General features: G+C 66.7%; 13 protein-coding genes and 1 pseudogene. 6 read left to right on the top strand and 8 right to left on the bottom strand.

The genetic code is table 11. The features are described 5' to 3' along the window. Positions 1 to 393: 393 nt before the first annotated feature. The 4 genes from VGC77_RS16860 to VGC77_RS16845 form a co-directional block, all read right to left on the bottom strand. A complete protein-coding gene (locus tag VGC77_RS16860) occupies positions 394 to 1824 on the bottom strand; it encodes an aldehyde dehydrogenase family protein (protein WP_331172719.1) in 1431 nt (476 codons plus the stop codon). Positions 1825 to 1961: 137 nt separating this feature from the next. Then, the gene (locus VGC77_RS16855) at positions 1962 to 2891 is read right to left on the bottom strand and encodes a DMT family transporter (RefSeq protein ID WP_331172718.1); all 930 of its coding nucleotides are present in this window, start codon (positions 2889 to 2891) and stop codon (positions 1962 to 1964) included. Positions 2892 to 3093: 202 nt separating this feature from the next. Continuing rightward, positions 3094 to 3960, bottom strand: a complete 867-nt coding sequence (locus tag VGC77_RS16850; RefSeq protein WP_331172717.1) for an aldo/keto reductase — start codon at positions 3958 to 3960, stop codon at positions 3094 to 3096. After that, positions 3953 to 4864 carry a dioxygenase gene (locus VGC77_RS16845; protein ID WP_331172716.1) on the bottom strand — a complete coding sequence of 304 codons (912 nt, stop codon included), beginning with the start codon at positions 4862 to 4864 and terminating at the stop codon, positions 3953 to 3955. Before VGC77_RS16845 ends, VGC77_RS16850 begins: the two co-directional genes overlap by 8 nt. A gap of 224 nt (positions 4865 to 5088) precedes the next feature. Here VGC77_RS16845 and VGC77_RS16840 point away from each other — a divergent pair, with 224 nt between their 5' ends. Further along, the gene (locus VGC77_RS16840; protein WP_331172715.1) at positions 5089 to 6342 is read left to right on the top strand and encodes a serine hydrolase domain-containing protein; all 1254 of its coding nucleotides are present in this window, start codon (positions 5089 to 5091) and stop codon (positions 6340 to 6342) included. Positions 6343 to 6348: 6 nt separating this feature from the next. Here VGC77_RS16840 and VGC77_RS16835 read toward each other — a convergent pair whose 3' ends face one another. The 3 genes from VGC77_RS16835 to VGC77_RS16825 form a co-directional block, all read right to left on the bottom strand. Then, entirely contained in the window at positions 6349 to 7800 is a 1452-nt protein-coding gene (locus VGC77_RS16835) for a hypothetical protein (protein ID WP_331172714.1), read from the bottom strand. A gap of 114 nt (positions 7801 to 7914) precedes the next feature. Then, positions 7915 to 8694, bottom strand: a complete 780-nt coding sequence (locus VGC77_RS16830) for an enoyl-CoA hydratase/isomerase family protein (protein WP_331172713.1) — start codon at positions 8692 to 8694, stop codon at positions 7915 to 7917. A 23-nt stretch (positions 8695 to 8717) separates the two neighbouring features. Further along, the gene (locus VGC77_RS16825) at positions 8718 to 9032 is read right to left on the bottom strand and encodes a c-type cytochrome (protein WP_331172712.1); all 315 of its coding nucleotides are present in this window, start codon (positions 9030 to 9032) and stop codon (positions 8718 to 8720) included. A gap of 257 nt (positions 9033 to 9289) precedes the next feature. Between VGC77_RS16825 and VGC77_RS16820 the strand changes: the two genes are divergently transcribed. Beyond that, a complete protein-coding gene (locus VGC77_RS16820; RefSeq protein WP_331172711.1) occupies positions 9290 to 11398 on the top strand; it encodes an ATP-binding protein in 2109 nt (702 codons plus the stop codon). A gap of 90 nt (positions 11399 to 11488) precedes the next feature. Here VGC77_RS16820 and VGC77_RS16815 read toward each other — a convergent pair whose 3' ends face one another. Further along, positions 11489 to 12556, bottom strand: a complete 1068-nt coding sequence (locus tag VGC77_RS16815; RefSeq protein ID WP_331172710.1) for a glycosyltransferase family 4 protein — start codon at positions 12554 to 12556, stop codon at positions 11489 to 11491. A 313-nt stretch (positions 12557 to 12869) separates the two neighbouring features. On the opposite strand from VGC77_RS16815, the gene VGC77_RS16810 reads away from it, so the two are divergent. The 4 genes and pseudogenes from VGC77_RS16810 to VGC77_RS16795 all read left to right on the top strand — a co-directional run. Beyond that, on the top strand, positions 12870 to 14633 hold the full coding sequence (locus VGC77_RS16810) for an ABC transporter ATP-binding protein (RefSeq protein ID WP_331172709.1): 1764 nt from the start codon (positions 12870 to 12872) through the stop codon (positions 14631 to 14633). Positions 14634 to 14713: 80 nt separating this feature from the next. Then, positions 14714 to 16912: an amylo-alpha-1,6-glucosidase gene (locus tag VGC77_RS16805; protein ID WP_331172708.1), complete on the top strand. Its 2199-nt coding sequence runs from the start codon at positions 14714 to 14716 to the stop codon at positions 16910 to 16912. 143 nt (positions 16913 to 17055) lie between these two features. After that, positions 17056 to 17619 carry a PRC-barrel domain-containing protein gene (locus tag VGC77_RS16800; protein WP_331172707.1) on the top strand — a complete coding sequence of 188 codons (564 nt, stop codon included), beginning with the start codon at positions 17056 to 17058 and terminating at the stop codon, positions 17617 to 17619. A 19-nt stretch (positions 17620 to 17638) separates the two neighbouring features. Beyond that, positions 17639 to 17943: pseudogene (locus VGC77_RS16795) on the top strand (MFS transporter); the annotation flags it as partial.

The following is a 17943-nucleotide window of genomic DNA, read 5'->3' as shown; positions in this document are numbered from 1 at the left end:
CGCAGGAGAAAATTGTCAGGCGATGATCGAAGCGATGACGAAAGCGCACAACACAGCGAAGGCGCCGATGCCGATGGCGAGAAAACGTCGCACGGTGTCGGTGGAAATCGTCTCGGCCATCGCAAGTTCCTTCCACAATCAGCCCGGGTGCGGAGACTTAAGATACGACGGGCTGCAAGCCTGTCCGATGCGGTTAGCGGAACGGACCGATCGGCTCTTTACGCCAGATCAAAATCGAATCATTCCAACCACGCTGCAGTTTTTAGCGACCCTGCGTGCAACCCGCTACCGGGGACAACTACCGGATCAGCTGATACGCGCGGAGGTCATAACAACAAACCCGGGGCGATCTCGATCTGCCCCGGGTTTGCCACAATCGAGTTGCGCGCGCTGCTACGCGGCGTTGTAGCCGGCGATCGCCTTGACCTCGAGATACTCTTCGAGCCCGAACTTGCCCCATTCTCGGCCGTTGCCGGATTGCTTGTAGCCGCCGAACGGCGCGGTGCGTTCGTTCGGCACGCCGTTGAGGTTGACGTTGCCGGCGCGCAGCTTGCGGCCGACCGCGCGTGCCCGCTCGACGCTGCCGGCGGAGACGTAGCCGGCCAGACCATAGGGCGTGTCGTTGGCGATCTTCACCGCCTCGGCTTCGTCCTTGGCGCCGAGGATCGCGATCACCGGGCCAAAAATTTCTTCGCGCGCGATGCTCATGTCGTTGGTGACGTCGGCGAACACCGTGGGACGCACATAGAATCCCTTGTTGACGCCTTCCGGCAGGCCCGGCCCGCCGGCCACCAGCGTCGCGCCTTCATCGACGCCCTTCTGGATCAGCGCCTGGATCTTGTCCCACTGAATCCGCGACACCACCGGCCCGATGCTGGTGCCCTCGGCGCGCGGATCGCCGGCTCGGGTCTTGTCGGCGACCGCCTTGGCAATCGCGGCGACCTCTTTCATCTTCGAGGCCGGCACGATCATCCGTGTCGGCGCGTTGCAGGACTGCCCGGAATTGTTGAACACGTGGGCGACGCCGCCGGCGACCGCCTTCTGCAGATCGGCGTCTTCCAGAATGATGTTCGGCGATTTGCCGCCGAGTTCCTGGCTGACCCGCTTCACCGTCGGCGCCGCGCGCCTGGCGACGTCGATGCCGGCGCGGGTCGAGCCGGTGAAGGAAATCATGTCGATGTCCGGATGCTCGCTCATCGCCGCGCCGACCTCCGGGCCGAGCCCGTTGACGAGGTTGAACACGCCGTGCGGCACGCCGGCTTCATGCAGGATTTCGGCGAAGATCAGCGCCGAGGACGGGGTGAATTCCGAGGGCTTCAGGATCATGGTGCAGCCGGCGGCGAGCGCCGGCGCCACCTTGCAGGCGATCTGGTTCAGCGGCCAATTCCACGGCGTGATCATGCCGATCACGCCGACCGGCTCGCGCACCACCACGGCGTTGCCGAGCGGCTCTTCGAACTTGTAGGTCTTCAACACATCGAGCGTCGAGGCGATGTGGCCAAGCCCGGCGCCGGCCTGGAATTTTTCCGCGAATGGCAGCGGCGCGCCCATCTCGTCGGACACCGCGGCACCGATATCTTTCATTCTCGTCTTGTAGACCGCAACAATCTTCTCCAGCAGCGCGACGCGCTCCTCGCGGCTGGTCTGCGAGAAGGTCTCGAACGCGCGCTTGGCGGCGGCCACCGCCTTGTCGACGTCGGCCTTCGAGCCGAGCGCAACGTCGTACATCGCTTCCTCGGTCGCCGGATTGACCACCGGCGTCGATTTCTTGACGACGGGATCGACCCACGCGCCATCGATGTAGAATTGCAAACGGTTGACCATCGTAAACCTCGTTGTGGGCTATTGCAGGGAGCGGCGAACGAAACGTCCGGCCCGGTATCTTGCCACGGGCAATATAGAAATTGAACCCGCTGCTTTCAATCGCGCAGCGCCGCAAAGCGCTGCCGGCCGCCATGCAATCAGGCGCTGGGATAGGGCTCGGCGGCAACCGCGCGCAGATGGCGCCGCCGCTCGCGATGCGCGGTGTAGACGCCGCTGCCGATGATGATCGCGGCCCCGACGAAGGTCCAGACCCCGGGCACCTCACCGAACACCACAAAGCCGATGATCGCCACCCAGACCAGCTGGCTGTAGGAGAACGGCGCCAGCAGCGAGGCCGCGGCATGGCGAAATGCCAGCACCACGATCCACTGCCCGGCGGTCGAGGCCACGCCGACGCCGATGCCGAGCCCGATGTCGCGCCAACTCGGCGTCACCCAGACGAACGGCACCAGCACGCACAACACCGCAAAGCCGACGATCGCCGCGAACGCCATGGTGGTGACCACCCGATCGGCGCCGCTGATCATCCGCGTCATGATCAGCGTCGCGGCCCAGGCCAGCGCGGAAATTAGCGTGAGAATAGCCGCCGGATTGAACGCGGCGGTGCCGGGCCGCACCACGATCAGCACGCCGATCAGCCCGACCAGCGTCGCCACCCAGCGCCGCGGTCCGACGGTCTCGCCGAGCACCACCACCGACAGCGCGGTGACCAGCAGCGGCGCCACAAAAGACGTCGCCGAAGCCTGCGCGATCGGCAGATAGCGCAGGCTGGAGATGAACAGCACCGAGGAGAACACCAGCGCCAGCCCGCGCAGCACCTGCAACCCGGGCCGCACCGATTTCAAAGGCGACGAGGCCGAAGCGGTCGCCACCGGAACCATGATCAGCACGAACACCAGAAAGCGCAGCCAGGCGACTTCGATCGCCGGCAGGGTCAGCATCAGATATTTGCCGAGCGCGTCCGAGCAGGCCAGGAACACGGTCGCGGCGATGATCAGCACGATGCCGCGAAATGGCCGATCGTCGAGGCGCCGCGTCAGGTTGCGCGCGACGTCGCGGGAAGACATCACAGTGGTCAATGGCGGGCCGGCGCTCGAGGAAAATCAGCCTCCCGCGCGCGGCGGGAGACTCTTCACAATGCCCAGCAGACAACGATGTTCGCGAGCCGATCGCAACAGCCGAAAATGCGACCGGGTTATGCGTCGCGGTTCGGGCGGGCAAAACGGCAACGTTGACCGCGCCGGTGGATCGAAGCAACGGCCGGATCGATCACAACATCGGGAGACTGTCGGGCAGCGGCCCGCGCGGAAAAGCCGCGTCGAGCGCGGCGAGGTCGTGGTCGCCGAGCCGCAACGCCGCCGCCGCGGCGTTGGCGGCGGCGTGCGCCACGGTGCTGGCCTTGGGGATCGCGAACAGCGGCGGACGGCGGGTCAGGAACGCCAGCGCGACCTGATGCGGCGTTGCAGCATGGGCGTTCGCGATCTGTTGCAGGATCCGGCCGGCTTCGCTATCCGGCGTCGGGAAGTCGGTCTTGCCGAACGGCGTATAGGCGGTCACCGCGACGCCATGGGCCTCGCACCACGGGATCACCGCGTGCTCGATGGCGCGTTCGCGCAAGTGATACAGCACCTGGTTGCAGGCGATGCGGCCCGGCCCGGCCAGCGCCAGCGCCTCGTCGAGATCGGCGACGTCGAAATTGCTGACGCCCCACGACAGGATCTTGCCGGCTGCGACCAGCTCCTCGAAGGCGGCGATGGTGTCGGCCAGCGGCAAGGCGCCGCGCCAATGCAGCAGGTAGCAATCCAGCCGGTCGGTGTTCAAGCGCCGCAGCGAGCGCTCGCAGGCCTCGACGGTGCCGCGGCGCGAGGCATTGCTGGGCAGCACCTTGGAGACCAGAAACGCCTCGTCACGGCGCCCGGCGATCGCCTCGGCCACCAAGGGTTCGGCCTCGCCATACATTTCAGCGGTGTCGATGTGATTGATCCCGAGATCGAGACCGCGGCGCAACGCGGCGCTGGCTGCGGCGCGATCGCCGCGATCAAGCGCCCAGGTGCCCTGCCCGATCGTCGATACGGCGACGCCGCGCGGCCCAAACCGCCGGCGTTCGCCGCCGGATCGCGCCGGCGCCTCAGGCATCGACGCTGACCGGCGCCATCGGCTTCGGCGCCACGCCGCGGCCCGGCTTCAACCGGAAATCATAGGTCATCAGATGCCACGGCCCGTCCGCCGGCAGCCCGTCCGGCATCGTCGGCTCGGCGCGCAATTCGATGCTGGAGATCAAGTCCTCCTTCACCCCGAACACCACGTCGGAATCCAGATAGGAGTCGCCCTCGATGAAAATGTCGGTGACCAGCGGTTCGAAGCCCTTGGCGTTGAGCAGGAAGTGGACATGCGCCGGCCGCATCGGATAGCGCCGCGTGGCCAGGATCAATTCGCCGACCGGGCCATCGATCGGGATCAGGTAGTTGCGCGGCAAAATCGTGCGAAAATACAGCCGGCCGTCGGCGTCGGTGGTGAAGCGCGCGCGCAGCGAGGGGCCGTCGCTGGCGTAGCTCGGCTTCTGCGAGTCGTAGAAACCCTCGTCGTCGGCATGCCAGACGTCGACCGTCACCCCGGCCAGCGGTTTTCCGCGCAGATCGGTGACCCGGCATTGCACGAACATCGGGTCGCCCTCGACCTTCTCGGAAATATCCGCGCCATGCGGCAGCGGCCGATGTTCGCCGACATAGAACGGCCCCAGCAGCGTGGTCTGGGTGGCCTCGCCGCGGTCCTTGTGATTGAGCGCGTCGACCAGCATCGAGACCCCGAGCACGTCCGATAACAGGATGAATTCCTGGCGGCCGGGGCCGCATTTCTGCCCGGTGCGGGTCAGGAAATCGATCGCCGCGCCCCACTCCTCGGAACTCAGATTGGTGCGTCGCACGAAGCCGTGCAGCGCGGTGACCAATTCCTCCATGAGGAATTTCAGCCGCAGGTCGTTGGATTCCTCGAAGCTGTTGACCACCGCGGTGGTGAGCGCGCTGTCGTCGAATTGAGGCATCGCCGATCCACTCCGGAATTCTGAAATGCGGCACAGGCTATACCAAGCGGCGCGCCGTGATAAGCAATCCACGCGCGAGCAACCCCAAGTTCCCGGAGCGCATTAGAATAGTGCCGGACTATCCGTTAGTCAGCAATGGCATAGCGCGGGGTTATCCGTTATCAGAGCGGAGCCGGCGGCGCAGGCTCGCCGCCGCGCACGCACCATGCTGCCAGGGAGTGACGATGCCCGCACAAGCTCCGATCCCATCCGTGCCGGCCGCGGCCTCGGCCGGGATGTCGGCCGCCGCGCTGCAGCGCGTCGACCAGCACCTGAAGCGGCGCTATCTCGACAGCGGGCGCTTTCCCGGCACGCAACTTCTGGTGTATCGCCGCGGCCAGATCGTGCACGCTTCGGTGCAGGGCTTCGCCGACGTCGAGCGCCGGGCGCCGGTCAAGCCGGACACCATCTTCCGGATCTATTCGATGACCAAGCCGCTGACCTCGGTGGCGTTCATGATGCTGGTCGAGCAAGGCCTGGTGGCGCTCGACGAGCCGGTCGCCAAATACATTCCGGAATGGAGCAATCTCGGCGTGTTCCAGGCCGGCATCGCGCCGAATTTCCTGACCCGGCCGGTGACGCGGCCGATGCTGATCGTCGACCTGCTGCGCCACACGTCCGGGCTCACTTACGGCTTCCAGAACCGCAGCAATGTCGACGCCGCCTATCGCGAAAGGAAGATCGGCGAATTCGAGCTGGCCGGCACGTTGGATGCGATGATCGCCGACCTCGGCAAGATCCCGCTGGAGTTCTCGCCCGGCGACGCCTGGAACTACTCGGTCGCGACCGACGTGCTGGGCTATCTGATCGGCGTCATCAGCGGCCAGCCGTTCGAAGAGTTTCTGCATCAGCGGATTCTCGATCCGCTCGGCATGACCGATACCGGCTTCTTCGTGCCCGCCGACAAGGCGCATCGGCTGGCCGCCTGCTACGCCGCCGACGGCAAGGGCGGCTTCACGCTGTACGACGACCCGGCCAGCAGCACGTATCTGAAGCCGCCCGGCTTCGTCTCCGGCGGCGGCGGATTGGTGTCGACCGCGGCCGATTATCTGATCTTCTGCCGGGCGTTGCTCAATCGCGGCGAACTCGACGGCGTGCGGCTGATCGGCCCGAAAACGCTGGCGCTGATGACCGCCAATCATCTGCCGGGCGGCCGCGACCTCACCGAAATGTCGAAATCGATGTTCAGCGAGGCGGCCTATGCCGGGATCGGCTTCGGGCTCGGCTTCTCGGTGACGATGCAGCCCGAGCGGACGCTGATCGCCGGCAGCGCCGGCGAATATGCCTGGGGCGGCGCGGCCTCCACCGCATTCTGGATCGACCCGGCCGAGCAGCTGATCACCATCTTCATGACGCAGCTGTTGCCGTCGAGCGCCTATCCGCTGCGGCGGGAATTGCGCAGCATGGTCTATGCGGCGATCACCGACAGCAACCTGTAGCCGGGCTCAGCGCGGCCCGACGCGCGCATGCACCACCGCGACGGCGTCGGCATAGACCCGCTGCCAGCCCGGCAGCCGGTCGAGCTGCTTGACCGCGGGCGCGGTCGGCGCCAGCAGCGTGGCGTCGATGGCGTAGTCGTCGAGCAGCCGCGGCAGCGCATCGAGATCGCGCAGCGCCACCGCGCGGTGATGAGCGACGACGAATTTTTCGCCGTACAGTTCGGCGCGGCCGTCGATGAACGGCCTGATGCCCGCCGCGATCAGATAGCCGCCGAATTCGTAGGCGTTGAATACCCGCTCGGCGCCGCGCTGCCGCAACACCGCAACCGCCTCTTTGGGCACCTGCGCCGCCACCAGCGCAAAGCGCAAATGCGGCGCCACGGAGACACTCGCCACCAATAGCGCCAGCGCGGCGGCGGCGGCCGCGGCGACGCTGCGCGGCGAAGTCACGCTTGCTACGGGCGGCACGGTGCCGAGCTGCTTGGACCACGGCCCCGCCAGGATCAGCGGCACCAGCAGCGCAAACGCCTCGATGCTGCGGACATGCGACAGCGCCATGTGCAGCAGGCCGAGCACCAGCAGAATCCGCGGCGGCGACAGCGTCAGTCCGCGATATAGCGCAACGCCGAGCAGCCCCAGCACCGCGGCCTCGAACGCGCCGAACTGCGAGAAATCCGCCGGCTGCCATTCCGACAGGATCGCCAAGACTTCACCAAGATCGAGGATGCGGCGCGATGCCAGCAAGCTGTCCCAGCCATAGGGCGTGCAGCAGCACGCCAGCAGCGCGCCGAGCGCAAACAACGCCCAGCGCGCCGCCAGCGCGAGGCGGCGCGGAGGCTGCGCGCTCCACAGCGCTTCCAGCGCCACGCCGCCGAGCAGCAGCAGGCCGAGCACGAAGCCGCCGTGCAGATTGGCCCACAGCGCCATCAGCGGCAGCAGCCAAAGCGACGGCACGCGGCGCGCCTCGGTGGCAACGATCAGGCCGGCGAACCAGGCCACCATCACCGGCAGCGCCAGCACATGCGGCCGCGCCAGCAAATGGTGGATCGACAGCAGCAAGGCGGCCATCGCCAGCAAGGTCGCCGGTGCCGGCGCGACATGGCGTTGCAACGCCTGCACGAACAGCGCGAAGCTCGCCGCGATCGCCAGCGCCGACAGCGCCACCACGCCGGCCCAGCCGGCTTGCGCGTAGCTCGCGGCATACAGCACCTGTGCAAGCCAGGAGCTGGAGATCCACGGCGCGCCGAGCCGGGTGAACGAATAGATGTCGCTGGTGGGAACGGCGCGGTGATCGATGATCCACTGCCCGACCTCGATCTGCCAGAAGATATCGGAATCCTGCAGCAAATCGTTGCCGGCGACGAACTGGAACAGATAGACGCCGGCGCCGATCCAGAACGGCAGCAGCCAGCCCCTCGGGCCGACGGCGGCGGACGACTGGACGGCAGACAACGTCACGGGGCCTTGCCATGTTGGAGACCGGCCTGTCGCCAGCGCGGCCGATCCAACCATGGCGAGGATAATACTTGGTAAAGCCGGGTTCCGCGAAGCGCCCGCGGCGGTGGCTCGGAATTACCGCCCCGGCCAGGCCGGCTTGCGTTTCTCGGCGAACGCGGTCAGCCCTTCCTTGGCGTCCTCGGTCATCGCCAACAGCACGATCTGGCTCTCGGTATAGGCAATCGCCTGGTCGAACGACATCGACGCGATCGCCCGCATGGCGTATTTGCCGCGCCGGATCGCGGTCGGCGATTTGTCGGACAGCCGCGCAATCAGCCACTCGATCTTGCCGTCGAGTTCGGCGGCGGGCACCGCGTAGTTCAGCAGCCCAGCCGCCAACGCAGCCCGCGCGTCGAACGGCTCGCCGGTCAGCGCCCATTCGTTGATCAGCCGCCGCGGCGCGATGTCCTGCAATAGACTCATCACCTGCATCGGAAACACCCCGACCTTGACCTCGGGCAACCCGAACAGCGCGCTGTCGGCGGCGACCGCGAGGTCGGTCATGCACAACAGCCCCATGCCGCCGGCCATGCAGACGCCGTTGATCCGCGCGATCGACGGCTTGGTGGCGTTCTGCGCCAGCCGCAACAAATCCGCGTAGTCGACATTGGGCCGGGAGAAATCCTGCGAAAACGCAGCCCCGGTGGATTGCAGATCGGCGCCGGCGCAGAACGCCTTGTCGCCGGCGCCGGTCAGCACGATGACGCGGACCGCGGCGTCGTCATGGGCGGCACGATAGCCGCGGCCGATGCCCTCCACCACGGCGGCGTTGATGGCGTTGCGCTTGTCGGGGCGGTTGATGGTAATCCACAGCGCCGGCCCGCGCTTGGCGATGATCACCGCGTCACCGGTCATATCGGGGTTAGAAGCCGCCGCGGTCACGGCCGCTTCTGCTCGGCGATGAAGGCGCTGAGATTCTTCGCCTCGTCGCGGCTCAGCGCCATGCTGGGCATTTTCGGATGCGGCTCGAGCAGAAAGAACGCCAGCTTCTCCTCGTTGAAGTTCGACCGCTCGGCGATCGAGGCGAACGACGGCGCGATATCGGTGCCCTTGCTCTGCGCGCTGGAGACGACGTGACAGCCGACGCACCAGCGCTCCGCCAGCGTGCGCCCGTTGTCGGCATCGGCCGCCTTGAGCGGCCCGCCGACCGCGCCGAGCATCATCAACGTCATGGCAAAAGCAAAGCCGCGCATGGGCAATCCTCTGGTCAGCTCCGGCCCGATACGGGGACGCTCCGAAGCGGGGGTAATGTCGTCTTACTGCAACCGGCAAGGCGGCGATAGATCGACTTTCTCTGGGCCCGGTATCTCGGCCCGGGGCTTCCGCCACCCGGCCCGGCCGCCGTTGACAAATCCGGCGTGCCATCCGACGCTGGGAGATACCTTGTTGGCGAGCGTCGCGCGGGGTACGCCACGGCGTCGGCCAACGGCAATCCGGATCACCGCCCACGATGCTGAAGGCCCAGCGCGACTCGATTCGACTGCTGCAGGGCATCCTGGTGGCGTCGGCGGTGCTGCCGACCGCGCTGTTCGGCTACGCCTCTTGGCTTGGCCAGCGCAACACCACGATCATCGCCGACCGCCAGATCGACCAGACCCGCGACGTCATCACCGAACACGGGCTCAAGGTGTTCGAATCCGTCGAACGCAGCCTGGCGGAAATCACCGAGATCGTCCGCGACCAGTCCGACAACCAGATCATGGACAGCGAAGCCGCGCTGCATCTGCGGCTGAAGCGGATCGCCGCCGGCTCCGAGCAGGTCAAATCGCTGTGGATCTTCGATTCCCATGGCCGGGCCCTGGTCAACAGCGTGAGCCATCCCGCGCCGCCGATCGACTTCTCGGATCGCGACTACTTCCGCGCCCATGTCGAACGCGACGTCGGCATCTATATCGGCGAGATCCTGCAGCCGCGGGCACCGTTTGGCGGGGCGGCGTTCTTCGGCGTCAGCCGCCGCCGCCCCTCGCCCGACGGCCGCTTCGTCGGCGTCACCCAGGCCTCGCTGCTGCCGGAGTATTTCGAAGGCTTCTTTGCCAAGATCAGCCGCGAATTCGGCAGCTACGCCGCGCTGGTGCGCGAGGACGGAGCGATCCTGGCGCGGCAACCCGCGCTCGGCCACAACGCCACGGTCGGTCAAAACTCCGAACTCGGCAAATTGATGCTGGCGCACGACGCCGAAGGCACGCTGACGGTCACCTCGGCGCTCGACGGGCTGGAGCGCAAGCTCGCCTATCGCAAATTGTCGGACCTGCCGGTCTATGTGGTGTCCGGTCTGGAGACCCGGGCGATCCGCGCCAAATGGCTGGCGATGATGGGCAGCTATCTGCTGTTCGGGCTGCCGGCCACCGCCGCACTGATCGCGATCGTGCTGCTGGCGCTGACCCGCACGCAACGTCTGTACGAGGAAGCCGACCGCCGGCAGTCGGCGGAGGACGCGCTGAAACAGGCGCAGCGGCTGGAATCCCTCGGCCGCCTGACCGGCGGCGTCGCCCACGACTTCAACAACCTGATGATGGTGGTGGGAGGATCGGCGCAGCGGCTACGGCGCCGTCACAGCGACCCGCAGGACCGCCGCGCGCTCGATATGATCGATTCCGCGGTCAACAAAGCCACCGCGCTGACCCGGCAATTGCTGTCGTTCTCGCGCCGCCATACGGTCTCCGCCAAGGTGGTCGATCTTGCCTCAGCCGTCGACAAGTTCAGCGACGTGCTGCGGCAATCGGTGCGCAGCGACATCGCCATCGAGAAAGAGCGCCCGACGCGGCCGTTGCCGGTGCGGATCGATCCGAACGAATTCGAAATCGCGCTGTTGAACCTCGCGCTGAACGCCCGCGACGCGATGCCCGACGGCGGCCGCATCGTCATTTCGACTTCGTACCGCCAGCAACACGGCAACGCTGCCGGCCTCACCGGCGATCTCGCGGTGCTGACCTTCTCCGACACCGGCAGCGGCATTCCCGAGGATATCCGCGACCGGATCTTTGAACCGTTCTTCACCACCAAGCCGGTCGATCGCGGCACTGGGCTCGGGCTGAGCCAGATCTACGGCTTCGTCCAGCAATCCCATGGCGCAATCACGGTCGACAGCGAGCTTGGGCACGGCACCCGCTTCGAACTGTCGTTCCCGATCTGCGACGCGGCGCTGGATCGCGACGGCGACGCCGCCGATCCTGCGCCGTCGCGGATGATGCAGCCGACCTCGCTGTTGCTGGTCGAAGATCATCCGGACGTCGCCGCGGTCGCGGCGGACTACGCGCAGCAATGCGGCTTCGAGGTGATCGAAGCCGATTCCGCCGAAGCCGCGGTGGAGCTACTCAACCGGCGCCGCGACATCCGCCTGGTGTTTTCCGACATCGTGATGCCGGGGATGAGCGGGCTCGAACTCGGCCGGCTGATCCGCGAGCATCATCCGGACATCGCCGTGGTGCTGGCGTCCGGCTATAGCGATCGCTCGGCGACCGCGCTCGAGGAAGGCTTTCCGCTGCTGCAGAAACCCTACACGCTGGACGCGCTGCGCCAGGCGCTGTCGGACGCGTTGCAGGCGACGGCCGCGAGCTGAAATCTCGGCTGATTTTCTTGTGGCAAACCCAAGGCGGTCGTTGTTGCCGCTCTCGGCGGCCGCCAACCCGACGACGGCCTCGGCCGCGCGCTACTCGCCGGCGCTGACCAGCTTGATCCGCGGTTCGCGCGCCGCGATCAGGCTCTCATAGGCGGCGAGATAGTCGAGCGCCATCCGCCGCGCGGTGAACCGCGCTTCGAACTGCCGACGCACCGCCCTGCGGTCGAGGAAAGGCAGCCGGCCGACCGCGGCCACCGCGCCGGCTTCGTCCTCGACGATGAAGCCGCTGACGCCGTCATCGATGATCTCCGGCACCGAGCCGCGATTATAGGCGATCACCGGCGTGCCGCAGGCCATCGCCTCGATCATCACCAGCCCGAACGGTTCCGGCCAATCCAGCGGCAGAAGCAGCGCGGTGGCGCCGCTGAGGAATTCCGATTTCTGCTGATCGCCGATCTCGCCGATGAATTCGATGCCGGGGTGATCCATGATCGGCCGAATGACGTCGTTGAAATAGTCGAGGTCGGCGACGTCGACCTTGGCGGCGATCTTCAGCGGCATGCCACAGCGCAGCGCAATGCGGATCGCGCGGTCGACGCCCTTCTCCGGCGCGATGCGGCCGAGCACCGCCAGATAGTCCGGCTTGACCGGCAGCGGCGTCAGCAGCTTTTCCGGAAGCCCGTGATAGATGGTGTTGATCCAGTTCGCCTGCGGCACCGGGCGGCGCTGCGAGTCGGAGATCGAGACCACCGGCACCGTGGAGAAGGTGTTGAACACCGGCTGGTGCTCCGGCAGATCGAGCCGGCCGTGCAGCGTGGTGATGAAGGGGGTGGGTTGGCGGGAGAACAGCGAGAACGGATAGTAGTCGAGATGGAAATGCAACAGGTCGAATTCTTCATTGTCGCATTTCTGTAAGACCTTTTCCAACATCACGATGTGCAGTGCGTTGGGGTCTCTGACCGAGCCGTCGAGGCGCAGCGCCCGCGGCCACATCGCGTCGAGTTTGGCAGAGGTTAGCGAATCGCCGCTGGCAAACAAGGTGACGTCGTGGCCGAGCGCGACCAGTTCTTCGGTCAACCAATGCACAACGCGTTCGGTGCCGCCATAGAGCTTGGGCGGGACGGCTTCCGTCAGAGGAGCAACCTGCGCGATGCGCATCTTATCGTCTCCTGTTTTTGCAACACTGATCAACCGTGCTCGGCTGTCTCCGCATGGGAACGATTTCGCACCTGCGAAGTTCCAAAAAGACGCGTATTTCCTTCACATTGTGGTCCTGCTGATGCCATCGCGATCCGCCAGAACCCAGCTGCCGCCGCCGATGCCCATTCTTTCACTGGCATTGCGCGAATTCTCATCACTCATTGCGGGCCGAATGCGCGTTGTCAGCAAGCGGCCGCGCGCAGCCGACCCTTGCGATACATCGAGCGACGCCCCGCCCCGTCTTTGCAGTTCTCCAACAGGTTCGGCTCCCATGGATACGCTTTCCGGATACGCCCATCGTCCTTTCGCCTTTGTCGGGCGCTATCTTCGGCAACGGCCGACGGCGCACGCGGTGATCCTGTTCGCCGTGGTCGCCGCGGTGAGCTGCTCGGTGGGAACGCAATACGGCGTCAAATACCTGGTCGACGGGCTGTCCAGCGGACCGGCCAATGGCGGCCATGTCTGGCTGGCGCTCAGCTTTTTGGTGGCGCTGATTGCCGCCGACAATCTGTTGTGGCGGATCGCCAGCTGGACCGCGAGCTTCACCTTTGTCGGGGTCACCGGCGACCTGCGCCGCGACATCTTCCGCCATCTCACCGGCCATGCGCCGAGCTACTTTTCCGATCGGCTGCCCGGCATGCTGACCAGCCGGATCACCGCGACCTCGAATGCGGTGTTCACGGTGGAGAACATGTTGGTCTGGAACGTGCTGCCGCCCTGCATCGCCACGGTGGCGGCGATCGCGCTGATCGGCACGGTGAGCCTGCCGATGGCCGCGGGACTGACGCTGGTCTCCGCGGTGGTGGTGATCGGGGTGTTTCACCTCGCCGCCGCCGGCAAGCCGCTGCACGACGATTTCGCCGACAAGGCCGCGGCGGTCGACGGCGAGATGGTCGACGTCATCAACAACATGCCGCTGGTGCGGGCGTTCTGCGGGCTCGGCTATGAGCACGCAAGGTTCGACGCCACCGTCAACCGCGAACTGACCGCACGCGGCCGCAGCCTGCGCTATCTGGAGCGGCTGCGACTGTTGCACGCGCTGGTGACCGTGGCGCTCACGGTGGCGCTGCTGGCCTGGGCGGTGATGCTGTGGCAGCAAGGCCGTGCCACCACCGGCGACGTGGTGCTGGTGTGCACGCTGGGACTATCGATCCTGCACGCCACCCGCGACCTCGCGGTGGCGCTGGTCGACGTCACCCAGCACGTGGCGCGGCTGTCGGAAGCGCTCGCCACGCTGCTGGTTCCGCATGAACTCGCCGATCATCCCGAGGCCGAGCCGCTGGTGCGCTCCGGTGCCGCGATCGCCTTCGAGGACATCAGGTTTCGCTATCCCGGCGGACAGAAGCTGTTCGACGGCATGACCTTGCGGATCGGCGCCGGCCAGCGCGTCGGCCTGGTCGGCCAATCCGGCGGCGGCAAGTCCAGCCTGTTCGTGCTGCTGCAGCGGTTCTACGACCCGCAGGCCGGCCGCATCAGCATCGACGGCCAGGACATTTCCCGCGTCACCCAGCAGAGCCTGCGCGAAGCGATCGCGGTAGTTCCGCAGGACATCTCGCTGTTCCATCGCTCGATCCTGGAGAACATCCGCTACGGCCGCCCGACCGCGACCGACGACGAGGTGCTGCGCGCGGCGATCGCGGCGCGCTGCGATTTCGTTGAGACGCTGCCGGAAGGGCTCGCCACCATGGTCGGCGATCGCGGCGTCAAGCTGTCCGGCGGGCAGCGCCAGCGCATCGCGATCGCCCGCGCCTTCCTCAAAGACGCGCCGATCCTGTTGCTCGACGAGGCCACCGCCGCGCTCGACGGCGATTCGGAGGAGGCGATTCGCGAGGCGCTCGGCCGGTTGATGCGCGGCCGCACCGTGATTGCGATCGCTCACCGCCTCGCAACACTACGCAACTTCGACAGGGTTGTCATGTTGCAGGCAGGGCGTATCATTGAAGACGGTCCGCCTGATCATCTGATGCAGGGCCAAGGTCCGTATCGCGATCTCGTGGACCGCGAGATCAACCGTCTCGCGCCCCGCGCCGCCTGAGCTTGTTGCTCACGTTTGCTTCCGTTGCGTAGCCGTCCCGCGGAACGTTCTCCGCGCCGCCCAACCGGCCGAGGTCATGAATGGCAATTGAAGCCACCGCCAGCGTTTCAAATATCCGCGACGAAGCGGTGACGGAATCGCCGTTCTACATTCCGATGACCGGCCCGACCGCGCGGCCGCGTCAGGTGCTGAAGCACGACGACACCTTCGTCGTGCTCGACAGCCATGGCGACATCGGCGTGTCGGCCGGCGGCCCGGACGGGCTGTTCAACGCCGATACCAGGTACCTCGCCCGCCTCGAACTGTTGCTCGACGACATGCAGCCCCTGCTGCTCGGCAGCAATCTGCGCGACGACAATTCGGCGCTCACCGTCGACCTCACCAATCCCGATATCTACAGCAACGGCCGGCTGGTGCTGCAAAAGGACGTGCTGCACATCGTACGCACGATCTTCCTGTGGCGCGGCACCGCCTATCAGCGGATCGGCCTGCAGAACCATGGCGACCGCACCGCGATCTTCGATCTGACGCTATTCTTCGACAATGATTTCGCCGATCTGTTCGAAGTGCGGGGCACCCAGCGCGCCCGCCGCGGCACCGGCTCCAGCCGGCTGCTGGGGTTCGGCGACGTGGCGCTGTTGTATCGTGGGCTCGACGACGTAGTCCGCAGCAGCACCGTGCATCTGGAACCGCGGCCGACCCGGCTTGCGGTCAACGCCGCGACCTATCATCTCGAGCTGCCGCCGCAGCAAAACACCTCGCTGTTCGTCACGGTGTCGTGCAACCGGCCGAAGAGCGACCCGCTGATGCCGTTCTTCAAGGGGCTGTTGGCGCACCGCCGCGAGATGCGGCAGCTCACCGCCGGCACCACCTCGATCGAGACCTCCAACAACATCTTCAACGAAGTGGTCTGCCAGTCGATGGCCGACCTCAACATGCTGATGACCGAAACCCCGCAGGGCCGCTATCCCTACGCCGGGATTCCCTGGTACTCGACCACGTTCGGCCGCGACGGCCTGATCACCGCGCTGCAGATGCTGTGGATCGATCCGCGGGTCGCCCGTGGCGTGCTGCGGCGGTTGGCGAGTTACCAGGCGACCACGGTCGATCCGGTGAACGACGCCGAACCCGGCAAGATCCTGCACGAGATGCGCGGCGGCGAAATGGCCTCGCTGCGCGAGGTGCCGTTCGCGCAATATTACGGCAGCGTGGATTCCACGCCGCTGTTCGTGATGCTGGCCGGGCTCTATGTCGAGCGCACCGGCGACGACGCCACGCTCGCCGACCTGTGGGAATCGATCGAGGCGGCGCTGCGCTGGATCGACGGCGCCGGCGACCCCGACAAGGATGGGTTCGTCGAATATCAGCGCGCCACCGACGAGGGCTTGCAGAACCAGGGCTGGAAGGATTCCTACGACGCCGTGTTTCACGCCGACGGCGAACTCGCCGAGGGCGACATCGCGCTGGCCGAGGTGCAGGGCTACGTGTTCGCCGCCAAGCAATTGGCGGCGCGCTGCGCGCGGCGGCTCGGACTGACGCACCGCGCCGAGACGCTCGACGACGAAGCCCGCCGGCTCGCGGTGCGGTTCGAAAAGGCGTTCTGGTGCGAGGAGCTCGGCACCTACGTGCTGGCGCTGGACGGCGCCAAGCGGCCGTGCCGGGTCCGCACTTCCAATGCCGGGCAATTGCTGTTCACCGGCATCGTGCGCGAGGACCGCGCCCGGCTGGTCGCCGCCGACCTGTTGGGGCCGCAATTCTTCTCCGGCTGGGGCATCCGCACGGTGGCGCGCGGCGAGGCCCGCTACAATCCGATGTCATATCACAACGGCTCGATCTGGCCGCACGACAACGCGCTGATCGCGCTCGGCTTCGCGCGCTACGGCCTGAAGCACGCGGTCGAACAGGTGTTCAAGGGGCTGTTCGAAACCGCGAGCTACATGGAGCTGCGGCGGCTGCCGGAATTGTTCTGCGGCTTCCAGCGCGAGCGGCGCCGCGGGCCGACGCTGTATCCGGTGGCCTGCGCGCCGCAGGCCTGGGCCAGCGCCACCCCGTTCACTCTGCTCGAGGCCTCGCTCGGGCTAGAATTCGACGCCCGCCGCGGCGAGATCCGGCTGCGCAATCCGCGGCTGCCGGCGTTTCTCAACGAGGTGATCCTGCGCGATCTGCAGCTCGGCGATTCCAGCGTCGATCTGCGGGTCCGCCGCCACGGCGACGACGTCTCGCTGGAAGTGTTGCGCACCAGGGGCCGAATCCAGGTGTCGCTGGTGCTGGCGCATTGAGGCGGGCTTATCGCGTTTTCAAGCGAAGGGAATCCCGCTTCGCGTGAAGACAACGCGTCAAAATAAGGAATCTGAAGCTCCGGTTCTGATTCGATCAGAACCGGAATGGCTATAGCCGCGGCGGCCCATCACCGGAGCGAGCGATGCATATCCGTTTCAGCACAGCCTTCATCATTGTCGCTCTGGTCAGCGTGGTGTCGGCGAGTCTGCGCGCCCAACCCTCTGCCGCCCCCGGCGCCGACGCGCCGGCTACGGCGGCGCCGAGCCAGCCGCCATTGACGCAAGGAGCGGCGCCGGCCGCGCCGGCTGCGGACAGCGCCGCCGATCCGGAAACCGCCAAGCCGCCGGCCTCGGTCACGGTGATCAGCAACGTCGAGGCCCGCGGCATTCTCGGCCGCGAGATCCGCAGCGCCGCCGACGAAGACATGGGCCGGATCGTCGACGTGATCGTCGACCGCGACGGCCAGGTGCGCGCCGCGGTGATCGATTTCGGCGGCTTCCTCGGCGTCGGCAGCCGCAAGATCGTGATCGACTGGAGCGCGCTGCGGTTCGACAATGTCGCCGACAAGTCCGGCACCATCGGCCTCGAATTGACCCGCGATCAGGTCCGCGCCGCGCCTGAATACAAGGACGACAAGCCGATCGTGGTGCTCGGCGCATCCGGCAGCCTGGAGCCGTTGCGCGACGCCCCGCGGACGGAGAACTGATCTGGGCGGGCTCCTCCCATTGCCGACCCGGCCCGCGGTCGATGCTCCTTCGCCGGTCACAGCCGAGCCGACCGGCGCGCCGCAGCAGCGCACGCCGCCCGATCCCTCGCCATCGCGCGGCAGCCTGCGCGGACTGGACTGGTTCATCTTCTTTCTCGCCGACGTCCAGACCGGCTTCGGCCCGTTCGTCGCGGTCTATCTCACCACCCAGAAATGGACCCAGGTCGAGATCGGCCTGATGCTGTCGATCGGCGGCGTGGTGGCGCTGATCGGACAGATCCCGGGCGGCGCCATCGTCGACGCCGTGCGTTCGACCCGGCTGGT

Source organism: Rhodopseudomonas sp. (assembly GCF_036404135.1).
Classification (GTDB): domain Bacteria; phylum Pseudomonadota; class Alphaproteobacteria; order Rhizobiales; family Xanthobacteraceae; genus Rhodopseudomonas_A.
Note: the sequence above shows the minus strand (reverse complement) of the source record. Positions and strands in the feature narration are given on the sequence as shown.

Excerpts from the sequence above, each read along its gene's own strand:
- VGC77_RS16860 (WP_331172719.1), bottom strand. The coding sequence starts at position 1,824 with ATGGTCAACCGTTTGCAATTCTACATCGATGGCGCGTGGGTCGATCCC.
- VGC77_RS16815 (WP_331172710.1), bottom strand. The coding sequence starts at position 12,556 with ATGCGCATCGCGCAGGTTGCTCCTCTGACGGAAGCCGTCCCGCCCAAG.
- VGC77_RS16840 (WP_331172715.1), top strand. The coding sequence starts at position 5,089 with ATGCCCGCACAAGCTCCGATCCCATCCGTGCCGGCCGCGGCCTCGGCC.
- VGC77_RS16855 (WP_331172718.1), bottom strand. The coding sequence starts at position 2,891 with ATGTCTTCCCGCGACGTCGCGCGCAACCTGACGCGGCGCCTCGACGAT.
- VGC77_RS16845 (WP_331172716.1), bottom strand. The coding sequence starts at position 4,864 with ATGCCTCAATTCGACGACAGCGCGCTCACCACCGCGGTGGTCAACAGC.
- VGC77_RS16800 (WP_331172707.1), top strand. The coding sequence starts at position 17,056 with ATGCATATCCGTTTCAGCACAGCCTTCATCATTGTCGCTCTGGTCAGC.
- VGC77_RS16825 (WP_331172712.1), bottom strand. The coding sequence starts at position 9,032 with ATGCGCGGCTTTGCTTTTGCCATGACGTTGATGATGCTCGGCGCGGTC.
- VGC77_RS16810 (WP_331172709.1), top strand. The coding sequence starts at position 12,870 with ATGGATACGCTTTCCGGATACGCCCATCGTCCTTTCGCCTTTGTCGGG.
- VGC77_RS16805 (WP_331172708.1), top strand. The coding sequence starts at position 14,714 with ATGGCAATTGAAGCCACCGCCAGCGTTTCAAATATCCGCGACGAAGCG.
- VGC77_RS16820 (WP_331172711.1), top strand. The coding sequence starts at position 9,290 with ATGCTGAAGGCCCAGCGCGACTCGATTCGACTGCTGCAGGGCATCCTG.
- VGC77_RS16850 (WP_331172717.1), bottom strand. The coding sequence starts at position 3,960 with ATGCCTGAGGCGCCGGCGCGATCCGGCGGCGAACGCCGGCGGTTTGGG.
- VGC77_RS16830 (WP_331172713.1), bottom strand. The coding sequence starts at position 8,694 with ATGACCGGTGACGCGGTGATCATCGCCAAGCGCGGGCCGGCGCTGTGG.